The 18,195-nt window shown below is 57.5% G+C and carries 18 protein-coding genes and 2 pseudogenes; 17 read left to right on the forward strand and 3 right to left on the reverse strand.

Features of this window, described 5'->3' with window-relative positions; translation table 11 throughout:
- The first annotated feature begins 71 nt into the window (after nt 1–71).
- From COMA2_RS12465 to COMA2_RS12480, 4 genes and pseudogenes are all read left to right on the forward strand, one after another.
- Nucleotides 72–1,028: pseudogene (locus COMA2_RS12465) on the forward strand (IS5 family transposase).
- A gap of 169 nt (nt 1,029–1,197) precedes the next feature.
- Complete coding sequence (locus COMA2_RS12470; protein WP_281176441.1) at nt 1,198–1,608, forward strand: response regulator; 411 nt, start codon at nt 1,198–1,200, stop codon at nt 1,606–1,608.
- Nucleotides 1,609–1,919: 311 nt separating this feature from the next.
- The gene (locus COMA2_RS12475) at nt 1,920–2,801 is read left to right on the forward strand and encodes an SDR family oxidoreductase (protein ID WP_090898603.1); all 882 of its coding nucleotides are present in this window, start codon (nt 1,920–1,922) and stop codon (nt 2,799–2,801) included.
- 9 nt (nt 2,802–2,810) lie between these two features.
- Entirely contained in the window at nt 2,811–3,647 is an 837-nt protein-coding gene (locus COMA2_RS12480; protein WP_245631005.1) for a DUF1295 domain-containing protein, read from the forward strand.
- Nucleotides 3,648–3,888: 241 nt separating this feature from the next.
- Here the strand turns inward: COMA2_RS12480 and COMA2_RS12485 are convergent, their stop codons facing one another.
- Nucleotides 3,889–4,110 carry an outer membrane protein assembly factor BamD gene (locus tag COMA2_RS12485; RefSeq protein WP_090898606.1) on the reverse strand — a complete coding sequence of 74 codons (222 nt, stop codon included), beginning with the start codon at nt 4,108–4,110 and terminating at the stop codon, nt 3,889–3,891.
- 2 nt (nt 4,111–4,112) lie between these two features.
- On the reverse strand, nt 4,113–4,475 hold the full coding sequence (locus COMA2_RS21460) for a transcriptional regulator (protein WP_456236592.1): 363 nt from the start codon (nt 4,473–4,475) through the stop codon (nt 4,113–4,115).
- A 227-nt stretch (nt 4,476–4,702) separates the two neighbouring features.
- Here COMA2_RS21460 and hpnR point away from each other — a divergent pair, with 227 nt between their 5' ends.
- Nucleotides 4,703–6,247, forward strand: coding sequence for a hopanoid C-3 methylase HpnR (gene hpnR, locus COMA2_RS12495; protein ID WP_090898609.1), 1,545 nt, complete (start codon nt 4,703–4,705; stop codon nt 6,245–6,247).
- Between the two features lie 187 nt (nt 6,248–6,434).
- Here the strand turns inward: hpnR and COMA2_RS12500 are convergent, their stop codons facing one another.
- On the reverse strand, nt 6,435–8,567 hold the full coding sequence (locus COMA2_RS12500) for a hypothetical protein (RefSeq protein ID WP_090898612.1): 2,133 nt from the start codon (nt 8,565–8,567) through the stop codon (nt 6,435–6,437).
- Between the two features lie 174 nt (nt 8,568–8,741).
- On the opposite strand from COMA2_RS12500, the gene traT (COMA2_RS12505) reads away from it, so the two are divergent.
- The 12 genes and pseudogenes from traT (COMA2_RS12505) to COMA2_RS12565 all read left to right on the forward strand — a co-directional run bounded on the left by traT (COMA2_RS12505) (nt 8,742) and on the right by COMA2_RS12565 (nt 17,994).
- A complete protein-coding gene (gene traT, locus COMA2_RS12505; RefSeq protein WP_217490731.1) occupies nt 8,742–9,440 on the forward strand; it encodes a complement resistance protein TraT in 699 nt (232 codons plus the stop codon).
- Entirely contained in the window at nt 9,440–10,195 is a 756-nt protein-coding gene (gene traT, locus COMA2_RS12510; protein WP_090898618.1) for a complement resistance protein TraT, read from the forward strand. Before traT (COMA2_RS12505) ends, traT (COMA2_RS12510) begins: the two co-directional genes overlap by 1 nt.
- 1,154 nt (nt 10,196–11,349) lie before the next feature.
- Nucleotides 11,350–11,502 (forward strand): annotated as a pseudogene (locus COMA2_RS21125) (cupin domain-containing protein); the annotation flags it as partial.
- 162 nt (nt 11,503–11,664) lie between these two features.
- Nucleotides 11,665–11,982, forward strand: coding sequence for a nucleotidyltransferase family protein (locus tag COMA2_RS12525; protein ID WP_090898625.1), 318 nt, complete (start codon nt 11,665–11,667; stop codon nt 11,980–11,982).
- A complete protein-coding gene (locus COMA2_RS12530; RefSeq protein ID WP_090898628.1) occupies nt 11,963–12,307 on the forward strand; it encodes a HepT-like ribonuclease domain-containing protein in 345 nt (114 codons plus the stop codon). The genes COMA2_RS12525 and COMA2_RS12530 overlap by 20 nt, the downstream gene beginning before the upstream one ends.
- Before the next feature lie 103 nt (nt 12,308–12,410).
- On the forward strand, nt 12,411–12,587 hold the full coding sequence (locus COMA2_RS12535) for a hypothetical protein (protein WP_175304579.1): 177 nt from the start codon (nt 12,411–12,413) through the stop codon (nt 12,585–12,587).
- Between the two features lie 38 nt (nt 12,588–12,625).
- On the forward strand, nt 12,626–12,904 hold the full coding sequence (locus COMA2_RS12540; protein ID WP_090899359.1) for a type II toxin-antitoxin system RelE/ParE family toxin: 279 nt from the start codon (nt 12,626–12,628) through the stop codon (nt 12,902–12,904).
- Nucleotides 12,904–13,197, forward strand: coding sequence for a HigA family addiction module antitoxin (locus COMA2_RS12545; protein WP_090898631.1), 294 nt, complete (start codon nt 12,904–12,906; stop codon nt 13,195–13,197). Before COMA2_RS12540 ends, COMA2_RS12545 begins: the two co-directional genes overlap by 1 nt.
- 190 nt (nt 13,198–13,387) lie before the next feature.
- Nucleotides 13,388–14,134, forward strand: coding sequence for a hypothetical protein (locus tag COMA2_RS12550; protein ID WP_090898634.1), 747 nt, complete (start codon nt 13,388–13,390; stop codon nt 14,132–14,134).
- Nucleotides 14,135–14,403: 269 nt separating this feature from the next.
- Nucleotides 14,404–15,861, forward strand: a complete 1,458-nt coding sequence (locus tag COMA2_RS12555; protein ID WP_090898637.1) for a TldD/PmbA family protein — start codon at nt 14,404–14,406, stop codon at nt 15,859–15,861.
- A complete protein-coding gene (locus COMA2_RS12560; RefSeq protein ID WP_090898640.1) occupies nt 15,858–17,198 on the forward strand; it encodes a TldD/PmbA family protein in 1,341 nt (446 codons plus the stop codon). Before COMA2_RS12555 ends, COMA2_RS12560 begins: the two co-directional genes overlap by 4 nt.
- A 127-nt stretch (nt 17,199–17,325) precedes the next feature.
- A complete protein-coding gene (locus COMA2_RS12565) occupies nt 17,326–17,994 on the forward strand; it encodes a hypothetical protein (protein WP_090898644.1) in 669 nt (222 codons plus the stop codon).
- The last annotated feature ends 201 nt before the right edge of the window (nt 17,995–18,195 follow it).

Consider the following 18,195-nt stretch of genomic DNA (forward strand, 5'->3'; position numbering starts at 1 on the left):
AGGGAAGGTCTGATTTATTCTTCCCGCGGGATGTGCTAAAGGACACGCAGTCCTGATGAGGAGGCGCATCTATGCAGCAATCGACGTTTGCCGAGGTCACGTTTGAGCAATATCGCAAGCCCACCCGCCGTGAGCAGTTCCTCGACGAGATGAATCGCGTGGTGCCATGGGCGGAATTAGTGGCCGTGATCGAGCCGGTTTATCCCAAGGCCGATGGGCCGGGGCGTCCACCGGTCGGGATCGAACGCATGCTGCGCCTCCATTGCCTGCAACAGTGGTTTAACCTGTCGGACCCAGCTGTGGAAGAAGCGCTGTATGACTCACGGGCCATGCGACAGTTCGTCGGGATTGATCTGGGCCGTGAGCCCGTACCCGATGAGACGACGATCTGCAAGTTTCGCCACCTCCTGGAAGCCCACCAGTTGGGTGAGCAGCTCTTTGCACAGATCGGTGCGTATCTGACGAAGCAAGGGCTCCAGGTGAGCCGCGGCACCATCGTCGATGCGACCATCATCAGTGCGCCCAGTTCGACGAAGAACCGGACAAAGGAGCGGGATCCCGAGATGCATCAGACCAAGAAGGGCAATCAGTGGTATTTCGGTATGAAGGCCCATATCGGCGTGGACAGCCAGACGAAACTGATTCATTCGGTCGCGGCGACCGCTGCCAATGTGCATGACAGTCAGATGTTACCGGAGTTGCTGCATGGCCAGGAGACTCGGGTGTGGGGCGATGCCGCCTACAGTGGGCAACGCGAGGTGATCCGGCAGCATGCGCCTAAGGCCAAGAGTTTCATCCAGGCGAAAGCATACCGCTATCGACCGCTGAGTGAGGAGGAGCGGGCCAGGAACCGGACGAAATAGAAAGTGCGGGCCAAAGTGGAGCATACGTTCTTGGTGATCAAGCGCATCTTCGGCTGGGCCAAAGTCCGCTATCGCGGGTTGGCGAAGAATACCCATTGGCTGCATATCAGCTGCGGGTTGGCGAATCTGTACGTAGCGCGACGGCGGCTCATGGCGGGGACGTAGAAGACGTGTGTCCGGAGGCGGACAGCGGGCCATCGGACGGTGGGTGCGCCCGATAAAAAGGCTTCCGAGCCAGCGGATGCCCACCGAATTCACCCTGGTGATCACCCCAGAAACAGATTGCCGAGTGGAAACGTGAATTAATCAGATCTTCCCTAGGCCGATTGTCCTCGTGGTTGAGGACAACCCGGTGAATCAAAAGGTCGCGGCCAATATGATTGAAAAACTCGGATATCGTGTCAACGTGGCGGCCAACGGACGAGAAGCGGTCGAGTCGCTCGCGCGGATTCCGTATGCCCTGGTGTTCATGGATTGCCAGATGCCGGAAATGGATGGGTTTGAAGCGACAAAAATGATCAGGAATCAGGAGGCGAGCCTCCAGCAGGCCGGTGGGGAGCTGCCGCACCTGCCGATCATTGCGATGACCGCCAATGCGATGAAGGAAGATCGCGATCGATGTCTAGAGGTCGGGATGGATGGCTTTCTCAGCAAGCCGGTGGCGAGCAAATCTCTCGAAGCGGTCCTGAGCTACTGGCTGCCCCTCGATCAAGTTCCCACCAAGACAGAAACAAAAGCCGCGTAATCGAGGGAATAGCGGTGACGGTCCCTCTCCCGTTCTCGACCTATATGCCCGTCTCCATGCGAATCTGCGATGGTGGGCTCGTTCCTCGGATCTTCGATGTTTGCACGAATACGCCTCAGGCCCTTTAGGCTCCGCGCGCCGTCTCCCATCTTCCAAACTAACAGCCTGAAGTCGTACAATTCGCTGTCTTCAATTAAGTTGATGCGCATTGATGGCGCATCGTAATAGACAGGCACCGCTGAATAGCGGCCGGGGGCTCTGAGTGGCTTGCCGGATGCGGTTGCTCCGCGCGCTTTCCCCATTGACGCACTATGAAGCCACGTGTCATCGTCACCGGGGCGGCAGGGCTGATCGGGCAGTACTTCGTGAAGTCCGCTGCTCGATGGGTGCCGGGATGGGAGGTCTGTGGCCTCAGCCGCACCGACCTTGATCTCACGGATCATGCCGCCGCCGAACAGGTTTGGCGGCGTCTCAAGCCGAACGCGGTGATCCACTGCGCGGCGTTGAGTCGAACGGCAGAGTGCGAGCGCAATCCTCAGATAGCCCGTCGTATCAATGTGGACACCACGGCTTATCTGGCTCGACTCTCCCGGGACATTCCCTTTATTTTCTTGTCGAGCGGGGAAGTCTTCGACGGCAAGGCCGGTTGGTATCAAGAGACCGATGAACCCACTCCGATCAATATCTACGGCAAGACCAAGCTTGAAGCGGAACAGCGCGTGTTGGAGAATCCGGCTCACACGGCCGTCCGGATCGTCCTCACGGCGGGCGCCTCACAGCGCGGCGATCGAAGTTTCGTTGAAGAGATGTGTCGATCGGTGAGGGGTGGCAAGCAAGTGACACTCTATCGTGATGAATTCCGCTGCCCATTGCCGGCCGGGGTCATTGCCCGCTCGGTATGGGAGTTACTCGATCAAGAGGCTCCCGGTCTCTACCATCTGGGTGGACGAGAACGGCTGTCACGCTGGGAGATCGGACAGGCGCTGCTCCGTTGGTATCCGGAGCTTCAAGGCCATCTGGTAGAAGGATCCGCCGGAGAACATGCCGGTGCCCCCAGGCCCGCGGATCTTTCATTGAGCTGTGAGAAGATCCAGGCGCGCTTGTCGTTTCCCATTCCGGGGTTTCGCAGTTGGTTGAAGGATCGGAAGCACCAAGGCGTCGACATATGGGACTATGAACGCAGTCTGTTATAAAGGGTAGGGATGATGGAACCAGAAGACGGAATACTTGTATCGGATCCGTTGCAGCTTGTGGTGGTCACCTATGTCGTCATGGCGGTCGTCATGGGTTTCCTGTGGGCGGTGCAGCGAAAGACAAAAAATGCCGCGATCGCCGACGTCGCGTGGTGCGCGGGGCTGATCGCCTCGGTGTTCTCCTATATGACTCAGGCTCCCGCCGGGGTCGAGCGCATCCTCCTCACAGCGATGCTGGTCTTGCTCTATGCCGGCCGGCTGGGACTCCATATCTATTTCCAACGGGTGGATGGACAATCAGAGGACGCTCGCTATCGCCGCCTACGGAAAAAATGGGGTGATGCGGAGTCGGTGAATATGTTCGTGTATTTTCAATGGAAGGCGCTGTCCGTGGCGGCTTTTTCCCTTCCGTTTCTCGTGGTGCTCTGGAATCCACGGATTCCGTCTTCAGTGGTCGAGATGGTCGGATTGTTGATCTGGAGCGTCGCCGTGGCCGGTGAAGCCAAGGCAGACCGGCAACTTGCTCAGTTCCGCGCCGATCCGATGAATGAGGGACGCGTCCTCCGGGAGGGCCTGTGGCGGTACTCCCGCCACCCGAACTACTTCTTCGATTGGCTGCACTGGTGCTCTTACGTCGTGATGACCTTGGGCGCATCGGGCTGGGTGTTCACCTGGATTGGTCCGATCGGGATGGGCTGGTTGCTGTACAAGGTGACTGGTATTCCGCGGGCGGAAGAGCAAGCCCTTGTAAGCCGTGGAGAAGAGTATCGAGCCTATCAGGCGACGACCAATGCGTTTTTCCCATGGCATCCTCGACAAGGGCCGGAGACGTCCGTTCAGTCATGACGCCGTCAGACTGACCGTTGCCTGACAGGCTGCGGAAAAACTCATTCTGTCCTCTGTCGCCGCCATGGATATTGAAGTTTGAGGCGACGTTGAACAGCCAGGCAGGATACGCAAAAAATCTGCTGCTCTCACCAGCCCGACCCCGGCGCGCCCGCTTCGCGCCTGCGTCGACGCTCGGCGCGGCGAAGCCGAGGCGCCAAGACGCGCCTCTCCCCAGGCAGGACCGCTGAGCCTCATCGCATTATTTTCTGCTGTCGAGATCGGCAAGCCGCGCCCGAGCGATTTCAGCCACTTTGGTAGATGGATAGAGATTCACCAGCTCCTGGTAGAGCTGCTTGGCATGGGGGACATTCCCCTGGTTTTCTTCGAAAGCGGCCGTTTCAAACAGCTCGTTCGCCTTCTGATCGGAACAGCCGAGCAGCAGGAAACAGAGGGCACAGAGCACCAGTCGTGCGGATATCATGGTCATCCTTTCCAGGCGTCTCTCCGCCGTGACACCTTCGTGTTCGCGTGAGTCGATCCTGATCTGAGACAATCGATTCCGTAGCGTGGGGCGGAGATCCCTTCGCTTCGGCATTGTGGACAGCGGCTTGGTCGTGTCAATCTCGTGCGGTCGCGGAACATAAATCCACAATCCATACAGCCGGACGGTTCAAGAACAAACTGACGTGCGCGGTCCCGAGACACCGTTTTTACCACATGAACCAAGTGCTCCTCCACCTGTCGTTCCGGAATCCCGAGTATGCGAGCCAGTTGCTCCGCGGTCGTCCGAGTATCCGTTAAGAGATCGGTGAGGCGCTGACGCAGGGTCTGTTCGAGCGGTAACATGTTCGTATGGTAAGGACTGGGGCACGGAAAATCCAGATGGCCGGAGCAGGCCTTCCGTGAATCATCTTAAGTCTTGCGCACTTAACGGTTGCGCCGATGCCTCCATTCTGTCAAAATCCGTCCCCGCATCCATTACCGCATCACGATCATTCATTGGCCGGGCCTCTCCTTCGTCTTAGGACAATCGGTATCCGGCCAGTGTGTTATAGACCAGGAGGTTTGGGACAATGAAGTTCCTCGCAGTCCATCCAGGTCCGCTCATGTATACCAAGATCTATTTGCGTCTGGAGCCGCTCGGTCTGGAGATGGTGGCCCAGGCAGTCCGCCAAGCCGGGCATGAGGTTCGTCTCATCGACCTGCAGGCTGACACGTGGAAGGATTACCTCGCGCTCATCACCGCTTGGAAACCAGACGCGGTGGCATTCGGCTGCAACTATTTGGCGAACGTGCCGGAGATCGTTGACTTGGCCAAACTCACGAAGAAAGAGTTGCCGGATTGCTTCGTCTTCGTCGGGGGCCATAGCGCCTCATTTGTAGCCAAGGACTTTTTAGAGCACGGCAACGGCGCCATCGATTGCGTCCTCAAGGGCGAAGGGGAGGTGGCGGCTCCAAAGCTGCTCATGGCGGTCGAGGAGGATCGCAAGGCGATCACCAAAGTCCCAGGGGTGGTGACGCTTGACGGCGAAGGACCGCCGCCGCAATTCATCGAGAATCTGGACGACGTGCGTCCTGCCCGCGATCTCCTCCGTAACCGGCACAAGTACTTCATCGGAGTGCTGGATCCTTGCGCGTCGGTCGAGTTTGCGCGGGGCTGTCCCTGGGATTGTTCCTTCTGCAGCGCCTGGACCTTTTATGGGCGCAGCTATCGAATGGTCAGTCCGGAGAAAGCCGTCGAGGAGTTGGAGCAGGTTCAAGAGCCAGGCATCTTTCTGGTCGACGATGTCGCTTTCATCCAGGGCAAGCAGGGCATGGAGATCGGCGAAGCGGTGGCGCGTCGGGGGATCAAGAAACAGTATTATATGGAGACGCGCGGCGATGTCTTGCTGCGTAACAAGGAAGTGTTCCAATTTTGGAAGACGCTCGGACTGCAGTACATGTTCTTGGGCGTGGAGGCCATCGACGCGGAAGGCCTCAAGATGCATCGCAAACGCATCTCGTTGGGCCGAAACTTCGAGGCGCTCGAATTCGCTCGGTCCCTCGGGATCACCGTCGCCATCAATCTCATCGCCGATCCTGATTGGGACCGGCATCGATTTGAGGTCATCCGGCAGTGGTGCCTGGAGATTCCCGAGATCGTGAATATCAGCGTCAATACTCCGTATCCAGGCACCGAAAGCTGGCTCACGGAATCTCGTAAACTTCACACGCGAGACTACCGCCTCTTCGATATTCAGCATGCCGTGATGCCGACCAAGATGCCGCTGCATGAGTTTTACGCGGAACTGGTCAAGACTCAACAAGTCTTAAACAAGAAGCATCTGGGCTGGGCTGCGCTCAAGGGCACGGCCAAAATTGCGGCGGGACACTTGATGCGGGGACAGACCAACTTCATCAAGATGTTGTGGAAGTTCAACAGCGTCTACAATCCCGAGCTACAAATGGCGGATCACCGCCGTTCGGTGACGTATGAGATGACGATGCCGCCGGAGAAGAAAGACAAGATCGATCCAAAACAGTTGTTTATCTTGCCTCCGAAAGGCCGCCATAGTCGGGCGATCGACGATGCAACCGAGACGTTCGTCGATGAGACACGCATGGGCACGGTAGTCTGACACCCGTAGACGGAGCAGCGCGGGCGGATGGTGAACGGGTACCTTGAGACTGTAGGGTGTCAAGTCCACTCGGTCTGGTGCGAATACGAGATTGTCATCTCCAGTGAGGGCGCTCGATTACCCGCCCCCATCCGCTTTGGTCTCCGTCCGACGCCCAGAACCAGTGCTGGGCAATCCGCGATGAGTTTCATTGCGGCGGGGATCTACCTGACGTTGGCTCATCCGCCAGTCGCAAGGTCAACGTCGTCTCTTCCCGGCAGGTGCTCAGTCCTATCCCGCAGTTGACCGTCATGGTCTTTTTGGCAATCACGTCGGAGTCGCGTACTGGTGTCCAACCTCCGATCTCGTAGCCTTGCCGACCCGGAGTCCATTTGAATGTTCTGAAACGGGTGAGGTTGAAGGCTGAACTCCATCCCCCGCCTTCTGTCACGCCGTGGGCCTCACCGCCTTGGACACCTTGTGAGGCAAACAGCTCCTTTAATTTTTCAGGCGTATGGCCGCTCGAACAGTGGGTCTCCGCCACTTCGCCTGATCGCCCCGGAAGAATGGTCAAGTTCACGGCAAACGGCTCAGGGTCCAGTTTGATCGAGCCTCCGTTCACATGAAAGGTGGTCGTGCCGGTGCCCTGAATGCGGATTTCGCACTGAGCCGGCTGAGTCACTGTGCGAGTGGTGTACTGCATCACGCCCTCCCCCACCCAGCCACGATCCTCTGTCTGTTGGAGCGGGACGGTTGCCTGAACGTGGGCATCGAATCCATTTGAACTCATTTGCATGCCGTATTGCGGATTCACAAGATTCAACGGGCTTTGAACGATGTGCGACTTGAATTCCAGGACATAAGCAGCGGGGGTCAACTCCCATTCGCCGTCTTTCGTTTCAGCGGCGCCCGCGCGGGAGACCGCGCTCACTCGGAATCCACTGTGCTGAACCTTGGTCGCAGGCGCCTGGTAGCTGAAGGTCGCCGGCCTGTTGAGCTGGAACAAGTCCTCCCTCGGCGACACACGGCCGTTGCCTTCCCTGGGCCGTTCTTTTGCATCTTTGAACTTTGCGGGAACGGGCGCCTGTTCTTTTTTCGTCCGCAGCTCGGTCTTGACGGGCGTCGACGCGTTCGGCTCGAACTTCTTGGTCTTCGTGGGGGGATTGAAGACGATCTCCACGCAGGTGTTGGGCTTGTTCCATTCGATTTCAGCAGCCAGGTAGTTTTGACCTCCCCAAAGCATGACCGCCGCGATAGCATCGCTCACGAAACTGTTTTCTTGTGGAGCGGCACCGTCACTATCCCACCCGGCCGCTGAGACTGTAACATCGGTGGGGAACCCGGACCACAATTCCTCACGACTCGGAACGAATCGAAATTGACTACGCTGTCTTCTCAGTGAAGCCGGCACATCCGTGCCATTCCGCTCGGCGACCGTAGAAAGATCCCCTTCGATATATTGCACCTTGGCATCGTCACCCACCTGTCCCTTCAGCGTGGCTGACGCATGGAGGCCGATGTGAATCATTCGCGTGACGCCTGCCTCCACGACTGTTTGATCAAGCACCACGGCAAACTCGAAATCTCCTGGGACCACTCCATCGGGTGTCGGACACTTGAGCACCTTGCCGCCGAGGATGGTGACGATGCTTCTTCTATTCCCCGCCGTCTCCGGCCAGATCGATCGAGCCGTGGTTTTCCATCCAACCCAGCCCGGAGGCGCCTGTTGTCTCGATTCGCTCCTTGTCGGGGAGACTGCCGGCGCCTGCGCGAGTTGAAACGATCCCCGAGCCGGTCCCGTGGCCAACAGGAGGCGAGATGGGTGCATGGGCTCGCCGAGGCGGCTCTGGCGCACGGGCGTGGGCGCGGGACAATCGGCGACAGTCGGGCCGAGTTGTGCCTTGAAGCTCTCGAACAGCTGCTGATCCAAGGATTCCGCGCTCGACTCGGCTTGTGTACCGAGTGATTGCTTGAGCGACGGTCCTTCTTTCCCGGCAAACAGCTGTGCGCTGCCGAGGCCCTGGACAATTTTCGCCAAAGCTTCACAGGGGCTTTGGACGCTTTTGAATAATTGCAGCGACTCCGGGCTAACCGGCGCCTTCTTCCATTCGCCCTTTTCATTTGGTCCCGGTTCCAGCGGAGGGAACTGTATCGGCGGGAAGGTCTGTCCTGCCGGCTTCGCAACCGGCGCGGTTGGGGCGCTCGGGAGCGCAGGTGGTGTGGAATAGACTTTTTTCGGATCGTACTCAGGCGGGTTCGCCGAAGGCAGGTGTTTGTCTCCACCGCCACAACTGAGGGTCAACAGCGCGGCACTGAGAAGGACAATTGCGCGAGCTGACATTCGGAGTCTTCCTCGCAGAGACGGCCAATGGCGGGAATAACCGCCATGCTAGCCCAGGCGACTGGGTTCTTCAAGCAGGCCGAAGGGAAAACCTTCTATTTACTGACATGCAGGGTCGTTGCTATTGAAACCGACTCTTGCGTACAATCCGATCGGTTTTGTCGTGAGGTGTCGATGCGATATCTGGCACTGTCCCTTCTCTTCCTATTGCCGCTCACCGCGCACGCCGGCAACATCAAAGACACGGATCTCATTACCAGCAACAACTTCTTTCTCCCGCCGAGCACCCAGAAAACCATCTTCATTCAAGCTCGGAACTCATCCGATAACCAAGAAGTTTCGCTTCACGATTTGGGCGCCAGGCTGAGCGCCAAGGGGTATCAGATCGTGAATGATCCGGACGGCGCGCAATATGTCCTGCTGGCCAACATCGTCTATTGCAACATTACCAAGCCGGACATGCCGGTTGAAGCGATGGTGGCAAGCGGCTATGGATCCGCGTTCAACTCGGCGATCGGCGCCATGCAAGGCCTGACCAGCATGGCGAGCATGGCTGGACCCTACGGGGCGATGGGCGGCGCGGCGGCATCCATGGGGTTGAGCGCGATTCAAGGCATCGGCGATCTGTTTAGCTCGTCCCAGTCGGCTCCCACAATGCCGGACGACGTGAACTATGCCTGCGTCGCGGATGTCCAGATCACCGAGCAGAGGACCGGACGGCTGCCAAGCGGGATGAAGACAGGCACCGCGGAGGAGCCCGGTGTGTACCAGACCAGGTTGGCCGCCGATGTCCATCAAAAGAAATTGGATGAGGCTGAAGCGACGCCGTTGCTCCAACAGAAACTGAGCGCCGCCGTCGCTGGAAATTTTTGATGGCACACGTATCTGCTCGCTTCACGCTTCACGCTTCACATTTCACGAGGCCGCTCGCTCTATTTCTATTACTAGGCGGCCTCTTGAGCGGCTGTTCCAACGTCATCCGTTCCGGCCTCATGAACAGCAACACGATCTTCCTCGACCCCAATACCAACCGGAATGTTTATACGCAACTCAGGAACGCGTCTGAAAATCAACACGTCACGTTGAACGATGTCAATGCGAAGCTGAGCGCCAAGGGATATCAGCTGGTTCAAGATCCGGAGCAAGCCAACTACTGGATACAGGTCAAGGTGATCTATTGCCACAAGGCGGCCGATGGAGTGGCGCCGGAAGCCGTGGCCAAAGCCGGCCCTGGCGCGGGGATCAGCAGCGGCGGAACCGTGATGGCCTCGGCCGCTGATCCGATGAGCGGTGGGATGGCGGGAATGGCCGGCATGCCGGACATGAGCGCCATGATGCGGCAGGCCATGGCCATGAGCGGCGGGCGAGGGGGAATGGCCGGCTTTTCTGGCATGCAGCCACCGCCCAAGGAAGACGGCGTGACCTACCTGTGCGTGGCGGATGTTCAAATCACCGACAGGAAGATCGGCAAATCGATCGGTCGGCCGATCGGCGGTCAGTCGTCGGGCAATGAAAAGGTGCAACTGATGCGCATGGTCGGCCACGTGCGGCAAAAAAGTTTAGACATCCCCGAAGCCACGCCCATCGTGCAAGAGAAGATCGCCACCGGGATTGCAGGGCTGTTCTAGCTCCGTTCCGGATAAAGACCCGATAGATGATTTCGCAGCTACAAATCATTGATCGGCAATGGTTATGGCCTATTGTTCCTGAACCGTAATGGAGTGTTTTACAGACAGCAATGAGCAGATCCGGCTCTTATGCTAATCGGCCTAAACATAGTTGTGCGTCATAAATGACAAGCGTCGTTGTGTGGCCGAACTATGAAGTGCCAGGACACCCAGCTGTGTGGGTCACTAGCGATTCGCGTATCAGTCGCGCCGAGGGCGAGCCCCTGATTGAAGACGGCGCAAAACTTTTTGGATTGCCAGTTGTATGCCGCGGAGTCGGTGAGGACAAGTTCTTTTCGGATATCTACTTTGCACATTCCTTCGGGTACTGCTTCGCGGGCAGCACCTTAATGGGACAGAACGCCTATCTGGCGATCGCCCCGCTACTGACGACGCTAATATCTACCGAGCGGTACATTCCGTCGATGGACGATGTGGCGACCTTTGTCTTCAAATTCCTATGTAGAACGTTCGATGCATTCAAAGTTCGCGTCGCAGCCGGAGCACTCTTTGAAGCTTCTCTATTCGGCTGGTGTCACGTGAGACGATCTCTGCAGATTTGGCACTTTCATCCAAACGATTCGAGCGGCACCTGGGAGATGACCCGAAGCAATGTAAGGCAGCTACAAAGATCGCGTCGTGCCCTTGCTTTGCGATGCTATGGCCGAGGACAACGGCTTACAAAGGGCACCGCGCCGTGTTGTCCAGCAGCTAATCGCCGACAGTTCCTTTCCCTCGATAGGCGGCGACGAGCAGCTAGCAATAGCAAATGAGTATGGATTTCAAGCCTATACCCTTCTTCGGCCTGTCGAGCGTGGCAAACCGCAGGCATATCTCAGTTACTTGGGAATCGAGCTAACCGATGAAAACGCTTTAGTTGGACGAGCGAGGGTCGGCGGCCTCGGTATGACATGACGCACAACAACGCGCTCCACGGATGGTCCTCTGCCGGCTGGCCCGCGAAGCGCGGATCAACCAACGGCTGCATCGGCTCACGGGTGCGCAAACGTCGTTTGCTCCGCGGACGCCGCTGATCCGAGGGGTCATTGAGCGGCACAGTACACAATCTCCATGTTTGCAGGAGGCAGCGAGATCATGAGCGGTCAACCTTTGTTTTGAGACCCGATCAGCGTGAGCCCGCATTGAATGTGGCCGGAACGCAGGTGACGGTGTTGGCGTCGAACGCGGCAACGCAGAGCTCCGGGATCACCTTGCAGCAGGGGGAGGAAGGAGCAGGCCCACCGCCGCATAGTCACGACTGGGGGGAGATCGGGTTTAGTTCTTGACCTCGCACTTCCTCCGGCCAAGCGAGCAGGAGAGTGTGCAAGTTTAAGAACTGCCCCACCAGCTTCGCTACTCCACGCCCCGGTCAACGCAGTCGTCAGCCTTTCCGCCTCGCATCAGTCTGATATTTCGTATATATTCTCCATATGAGCACAAGTGCTATCACCCGTGACGAGGCGATCCGACGACTTCACACCGTTGAGTCCAAGATTCGGGGCCTTGGTGTACGTCGGCTGGCGCTCTTCGGGTCCGTGCTTCGTAACGAGGCTCGACCCGACAGTGATGTTGATGTGCTTGTCGAGTTCGCTCCGAATGAGAAGACCTTCGATCGCTTCATGGCGCTGGCGGATCTGCTTGAAGACACATTGCAGCAACGGGTTGAAGTGATCACCACGGAGTCACTCTCACCGTTTATCGGGCCACACATCTTGGCCGAGGCAACGGATGTCCTTCGAGCCGCATGACTATCTGCGGCATATTCTCGCGGAAGTCGAGTACCTCCTCGATCAGAGTCGGACGCTCACCTATGAGCGATTTGTAGCCGATCAGACGCTGCGCCGTGCGTTCGTACGCAGCTTGGAAATTATCGGCGAAGCCGTGAAGAACCTGCCTGCTGAGTTCCGGGTATCGCATCCCGAGGTTGCGTGGCGTCCGATGGCTCAGATGCGCGATCGCCTGATCCATAGTTACTTTGGAGTGGATTATCAGCTGGTATGGGATGTGGTGTCCGAGAAACTTCCGGAACTGAAACGTAGCATCCAGCGGATTATTGATTCGCAACAAGCTTAGCCATCAGGTTGAAAGAAAAGTGGAATGGCGAGCCGCTCACTCGAACCGTTGCCCGGCAATGCACACAATCTCCACATTCACATTTGTAGGAGGCACCGAGATCATGAACGCTCAACCCTTAATCTTGAGCCCGGATCAGCATGAGCCCGCCTTGAATGTGGTCGGAATACAGGTGACGGTGTTGGCGTCGAACGCGGCGACGCAAAGCTACGGGATCACCCTGCAGCAGGGCGAAGAGGGAACAGACCCTCCGCCGCATCGCCAGGATTGGAACCATTAGACCTTGTTGCGTGCTGCGCAACATGCTATATCTGGCTTGTGATTCAATCATTCCGACACAAGGGGCTGAGGAAGTTCTTTGAGTCGGGGAGTGCGGCGGGTATCCAACCGCACCACTCCAAGCGCCTGCGCATGCTGTTAGCAGCCTTGGACACGGCGCTGTCCATCGAGGACATGAACGTTCCAGGATTCCGACTACATCCCTTGAAGGGATCGGAGCGCGGTCGATGGTCTGTGTGGATAAATGGAAACTGCCGTTTAACCTTCACGTTCAAAGACGGACATGCCTACGTCTTGGATTATGAGGACTACCACTAATGGCTATGCACAATCCTCCCCATCCCGGCGAGTTCATTATCCAGGTCTATCTGGAGCCGAACAATCTGAGCGGCCGCGAACTGGCTGGGAAGCTCGGTGTAGCTGCTTCCACGCTGAATCGCATTCTGACAGGTACGAGCCGTATCAGTCCTGAAATGGCGCTGCGCCTGTCCAAGGCGCTTGGCCGTTCTCCGGAGAGTTGGTTGGCCATGCAGTACAACCACGATCTCTGGCACGCCAAGCAGCATGTGAAACTTGGCAAGGTCGGGAAAGTCCGGCTGACAGCGGCCTAAGCGGCGCTTCGAGGCGGACGCAGTGAAACGTCGGCTCTGGGCACGCTTTTCCGCCGCTTGGCTGATCGCACTACAGGCGAGGTCATAGAACGCTGCGTCAAGTTCTGATTGCGGTCTAACAATTCATCCAAGCCGATGCCGCTTCATGGTGCCGCTAATCAAGCGTTAGCCATATGAGGAGCAGTCGCGAATGAGCACAAGCACCGGGAAGGTAATTGCAAAAGCGAGCGAGCTACTGGCAAGCGCGTCAAAAGGCATTCGCTATGCCCAATTGCATCAGGAAATCGAGGCTGCTTTCTCAGACATTCCGCCCAACACTATTCACGGAGCCTTGCACAAGTTCAGAACAGAACTTCCGTCCGAAATTTATCAGCCTGCAAAAGGGCTCTATCGTCATATCTCTTTCCGCGAGGAAGTCACAGCGACCGAAGTGCCGTTACCGCCAAAACCTGCCGCGCCTAAGATCAAAGAAGAAGCTTTCTATGAACCTTTCGCCGAGTGGCTCATAAACGAGTTAGAGGAATGCACAAGCGCTATTGCTGTTGGCGGAAACGTGTTCCGCGACAAATGGGGCACACCCGACGTCATCGGAATTCGAGAAGCAAAAAGAAGTGACATTATCAAGCCTCCCACCGAGATCGTGACCGCAGAGATCAAGATTGACCTCAACGGCCTTATTACGGCTTTTGGTCAATGCTGCTCTTACAAACTGTTCTCTCATCGTGCATACATCGTCGTTCCGCAGAACTCGTCCGAGGAAGACATTTCACGGCTAGACGCTCTCGCCCGCATATTCGGTATCGGGTTCATCCTGTTTGACGCTTCCAACCCCAAGGAACCCGGCTTCTCTATTCGGGTTCGTGCGTCGCGGCATGAACCTGATGTCTTCTACGTCAACAAATATCTCAAGCTCATTGAGGGTGACCTGTTCGGGTAGTGCCGCATATGGCTAACAAATGGTTCGACGGCAAGGCACATCATCACCATCTTTGTAGGAGGCAGCAACATCATGAGCGTTCAACCCTTTGTCTTGAGACCCGATCAGCATGAGCCGGCTTAGAATGTGGTGGGAACAGAGGTGAAAGTGTCGGCGTCAAAAGCGGCGATGCAAAGCTGATCTCGTTCGTTCGCTCCCCATACTTTCACCATTTGACTCCTCACCTGTTATACTGACCCATCCATTCATTCAATTCGAGAGTGATCGTCATGAGCTCTCCAACCTGGGATGAATTCACCGAGCTTGCGCTGAAACGCATTGCCGCATCCGGTGCCGAGTACGGCGATATCCGCATTCAGGACAGCAGCACGGAACACATTGAGGGCGAGGATCGCCGAATCGCCTCGATTCGAGATGCCAAGGACATCGGCTTCGGCGTGCGGGTGCTCTATCACGGAGCCTGGGGTTTTGCCGCGAGTTCGATTTTGTCGCTGGAAGAAGTACCGCGTGTCGCGGACCTGGCCGTCGAAATCGCCAGGGGGTCTGCATCAGTGGCCCTGGAAAAAGTGCGATTGGCGCCGGAACCGGTTCATCGTGACCGCGTCGTCACGCCGTATCGCGTCGATCCCTTCACCATATCGCTTGAGAAGAAAACCGACTTACTGCTGAATACGATGGAAACACTCCATCGACAATCCGGCATCGCACGGAGCAGCGCAAGCCTTTGGGCGCGCCGAGACCGCAAGTTGTTCGTCTCGACGGAAGGGTCGCGTGTGGAGTTCGATCTGTTGGCCGGGCAGGGCGAGTGTACGGCGACGGCGCTCTACAAAGGCCGGTTTGCGTCGCGCAGTTTCAATATGCCGCATCTCCGGAGAGGGTATGAATTGATCGAAGAGGCCGATCTTCTACGAGAAGCGACACGGGTTGCTGCCCAGGCGATTGAAAAGGTGAAGGCTCCGGCGGTCGATGCGGGTCAGTATGATCTGGTACTCGACCCCGAGCATCTGTCGTTGACGATCCATGAGTCCTGCGGCCATCCGAGCGAACTGGACCGTGCGCTTGGGTACGAAGCCAATTATGCGGGGACCAGCTTCTTGACGCCCGATAAACTGGGCAACTTTCGCTATGGCTCGCGGCATGTGAATTTGGTGGCCGATAACACCGAACCGGAAACATTGGCAGCGACCGGTTATGATGATGACGGGGTTCAGTGTCAGCGATGGGACGTCGTCCGAAACGGGGTGTTCGTCGGATATTGCACGAACCGTGAAGTCGCGTCGAAGATCGGCGAAGCTCGCTCACGGGGCGCCAATCGCGCTGATGGATGGAACCACGTCCCGATGGTGCGCATCGCGAATATCGGACTTGAGTCAGGCGCCGCGACCGTTGAGCAACTGATTGCCGACGTGAAGCATGGCATCTACATCGAAGGTCATGGGTCTTACAGCATCGATCAGCGTCGCTACAATTTCCAGTTCGGCGGGGATGCGTTCTGGTTGATTGAACAGGGTCGGCGCACCCATATGCTGCGGGATGTAATCTACCATGGAATCACGCCGGAATTTTGGAACAGCTGCGACGGAGTGGCTGACCGAACGGCTCGTCGCCGGTACGGGTTCATTACCTGTGGAAAAGGACAGCCGGGCCAGTCCGGCTGGATGACCCATGCCGCCTCACCTGCGAGGTTTCGCCGGATCCAGGTCATCCGAGGAGAAGGAAGCTCATGACCGTGCTGAGCGGGGCCTGGCCGAAGATGACCGGCAGCGAGGAGTTTCGTTTTCTGAGCGATCTGGTCCTGACCCGCTCGACCGCCGATCACACCGTCGTCCGCCTTCGCGATCACCATTCGGGGACGACCAGATTTGCCAATAATCAAGTCATTCAGAATGTTGATGCGAGACGAGGCTCACTGGCAGTGACGGTCGCCTTTGGGGGACAGCAGGGGACCGCCAGCACGACGGACTTTACCGCCGGCGCGATTCAGGATGCGCTGGCGCGCGCCGAACGGATCGCGCAGGTCTCGCCGGTTGATCCCGAGTATCTTCCGCCTCCCGATCCGTGCCGGTTCCCTGTTCGAGCGACGGCGAAACCGGAAACGCTGGCGGCAGGACCGGTCAAACGTCTGGAGTATGCGAATGAAGCGATCGGACACTGCCGGATGGAAAACCTCATGGCGGCGGGGGTCGTTTCATCATCCGGAACCGCAGTCGGGATTGCGGCGAGCAATGGGTTATTCGGCTATGAGTTACGAGGAGAGGCGAGGTTCAGCCTCACGGTCCAAACCGGCGATGCGACAGGCTGGAGCGCGGCGGCGCATCGATCGATCGATCATTTGAAAATTCAAGAGCGGACCTTGGCGGCCATTGCCAAAGCCAAGCGAGGCCGGGATGCATGCGAGATGCCGGCGGGGCAGTATCCCGTGATCCTTGAGCCGGCGGCCGTGGCGGGCTTGTGGAGCTGGCTGATCTGGTCTTTGGATGCCAAGTCATACGTGAAAGGGACAAGCCCCTTTGCCGACAAGTTGGGACAGGTGATTGTCGATGAACGACTGATGTTCCAGAACCTGCCAGATCATGCCGAGCTGTTTGGAGAGGGATTTACCGATGGAGGGTTGCCCAGTACCTCTTCTGTGTGGATCGACCACGGCACCCTCAAACAACTGGCGTACGACCGATTTACGGCGAAGGCCGAGGGCGTGGAGACCATCCCGACGCTGGAGGCCCCGGCCTTGTCGATCGACGGCCTTCCGGCACAGTCGATTCAAGAGCTCGTGAAGAACGCGGAGCGCGCGATTCTGGTGACCAACTTTTGGTATATCCGCCCCGTGAATCCTCGTGATCTGATGTTGACCGGGATGACGCGAGATGGAACGTTTCTGGTCGAGAAGGGGGAGATTGTCTCAGCCGTGAGAAATTTCCGGTTTCATGAAAGCCCGCTCCAAGCCTTTCGACACATTACGGCTTGCACCACGCCGATGGAGGCGGTGACCTCAGAGACGGGGAAGATGCTGGTGCCGGCCCTCGCCCTCCCGAATTTTCATTTCTCAAGCGTCACCCGGTTCTAGCTTTCTCATGAGGAGTCCAAACATATTGAAGCGCCCGCCGAAATAAAAGGGGTTGACTCTTCTCTTTGCGAGGAGTAGGTACATCCAAGGTATCCCAATAGGTCCGAATGAAGGGGGGATCTGCCAGATGGCCCCGCGATTCAACAAAGAACCCATCAACCTCATTCATCGAATTCCCTCACAGAAGCAGATCGATGAAGCTCGGCCGGTCGCCACGCCCTATGGTCAGATCCTGCTCAATGCCGGATCCCTATGTTGGCGCAAGGTGGTTGACCTCTTTGCCTACGTGACGCGCTATGAGGACGAGACCCATCCACGCATTCGTAAACCCCTTGCGCTCCCGGATCGAACGATGGAACACACCACGGTTCAAGGCCAGGGTTCCGTCCAGTCGAACGGAATGGAGAAGTCGATTCAGGAAGTAGAGAGTCCGGTGACCGCCAAGGTGACGATCCTCCCACAACCGTCTCCGGCGCCGACTGGACAGTCGGAAGAAGTCGCCGAACTCCGGGCCTGCATGATCGGGCAGCAGGACGAGATTGCCCGGCTGACATCGCACATTCAAGAACTCGCCTCCTTGGTGACCTCCCAGCAGGAGGTCCTCGTTCATCTCGGGAAAGAGCTGGAAGCCGGTACATTTTCCCCGGTGTCCACCAGCACGGCGGCCGCCGCTCTTAAGCGAAGTCGTATCGGCCGAAAGAAACCGACCGTCGGTGAGACGCCCAATTCACCTCAGGAACATGAGCATCCGTTTCCTCCTCAGGAAAATGGTGAAAGTCAGTCGATCCATCTGTAAGGTCGGCCCGGTTGGCCGTTGACGCTGGATACTGTTCGATCTCTTCGGACCTAGAAAAGAGCGAATCCTACTGATCCGACCACGGTCCCGTCACCCATACAGATCTACTCCTCTAGCCAGCCGCGGGTCACGTCTGCTACAAAGCCGTCAATGAACCTTGTTCGCGTCCTTTTGTGGGCTGTGCCGTGGCTTGGCCTATTG

The sequence above is a fragment of the Candidatus Nitrospira nitrificans genome, assembly GCF_001458775.1.
Lineage (GTDB): Bacteria > Nitrospirota > Nitrospiria > Nitrospirales > Nitrospiraceae > Nitrospira_D > Nitrospira_D nitrificans.

Excerpts from the sequence above, each read along its gene's own strand:
- COMA2_RS12475 (WP_090898603.1), top strand. The coding sequence starts at position 1,920 with ATGAAGCCACGTGTCATCGTCACCGGGGCGGCAGGGCTGATCGGGCAG.
- COMA2_RS12480 (WP_245631005.1), top strand. The coding sequence starts at position 2,811 with ATGATGGAACCAGAAGACGGAATACTTGTATCGGATCCGTTGCAGCTT.
- COMA2_RS12485 (WP_090898606.1), bottom strand. The coding sequence starts at position 4,110 with ATGATATCCGCACGACTGGTGCTCTGTGCCCTCTGTTTCCTGCTGCTC.
- COMA2_RS21460 (WP_456236592.1), bottom strand. The coding sequence starts at position 4,475 with ATGTTACCGCTCGAACAGACCCTGCGTCAGCGCCTCACCGATCTCTTA.
- hpnR (WP_090898609.1), top strand. The coding sequence starts at position 4,703 with ATGAAGTTCCTCGCAGTCCATCCAGGTCCGCTCATGTATACCAAGATC.
- COMA2_RS12500 (WP_090898612.1), bottom strand. The coding sequence starts at position 8,567 with ATGTCAGCTCGCGCAATTGTCCTTCTCAGTGCCGCGCTGTTGACCCTC.
- traT (WP_217490731.1), top strand. The coding sequence starts at position 8,742 with ATGCGATATCTGGCACTGTCCCTTCTCTTCCTATTGCCGCTCACCGCG.
- traT (WP_090898618.1), top strand. The coding sequence starts at position 9,440 with ATGGCACACGTATCTGCTCGCTTCACGCTTCACGCTTCACATTTCACG.
- COMA2_RS12525 (WP_090898625.1), top strand. The coding sequence starts at position 11,665 with ATGAGCACAAGTGCTATCACCCGTGACGAGGCGATCCGACGACTTCAC.
- COMA2_RS12530 (WP_090898628.1), top strand. The coding sequence starts at position 11,963 with ATGTCCTTCGAGCCGCATGACTATCTGCGGCATATTCTCGCGGAAGTC.
- COMA2_RS12535 (WP_175304579.1), top strand. The coding sequence starts at position 12,411 with ATGAACGCTCAACCCTTAATCTTGAGCCCGGATCAGCATGAGCCCGCC.
- COMA2_RS12545 (WP_090898631.1), top strand. The coding sequence starts at position 12,904 with ATGGCTATGCACAATCCTCCCCATCCCGGCGAGTTCATTATCCAGGTC.
- COMA2_RS12550 (WP_090898634.1), top strand. The coding sequence starts at position 13,388 with ATGAGCACAAGCACCGGGAAGGTAATTGCAAAAGCGAGCGAGCTACTG.
- COMA2_RS12555 (WP_090898637.1), top strand. The coding sequence starts at position 14,404 with ATGAGCTCTCCAACCTGGGATGAATTCACCGAGCTTGCGCTGAAACGC.
- COMA2_RS12560 (WP_090898640.1), top strand. The coding sequence starts at position 15,858 with ATGACCGTGCTGAGCGGGGCCTGGCCGAAGATGACCGGCAGCGAGGAG.
- COMA2_RS12565 (WP_090898644.1), top strand. The coding sequence starts at position 17,326 with ATGGCCCCGCGATTCAACAAAGAACCCATCAACCTCATTCATCGAATT.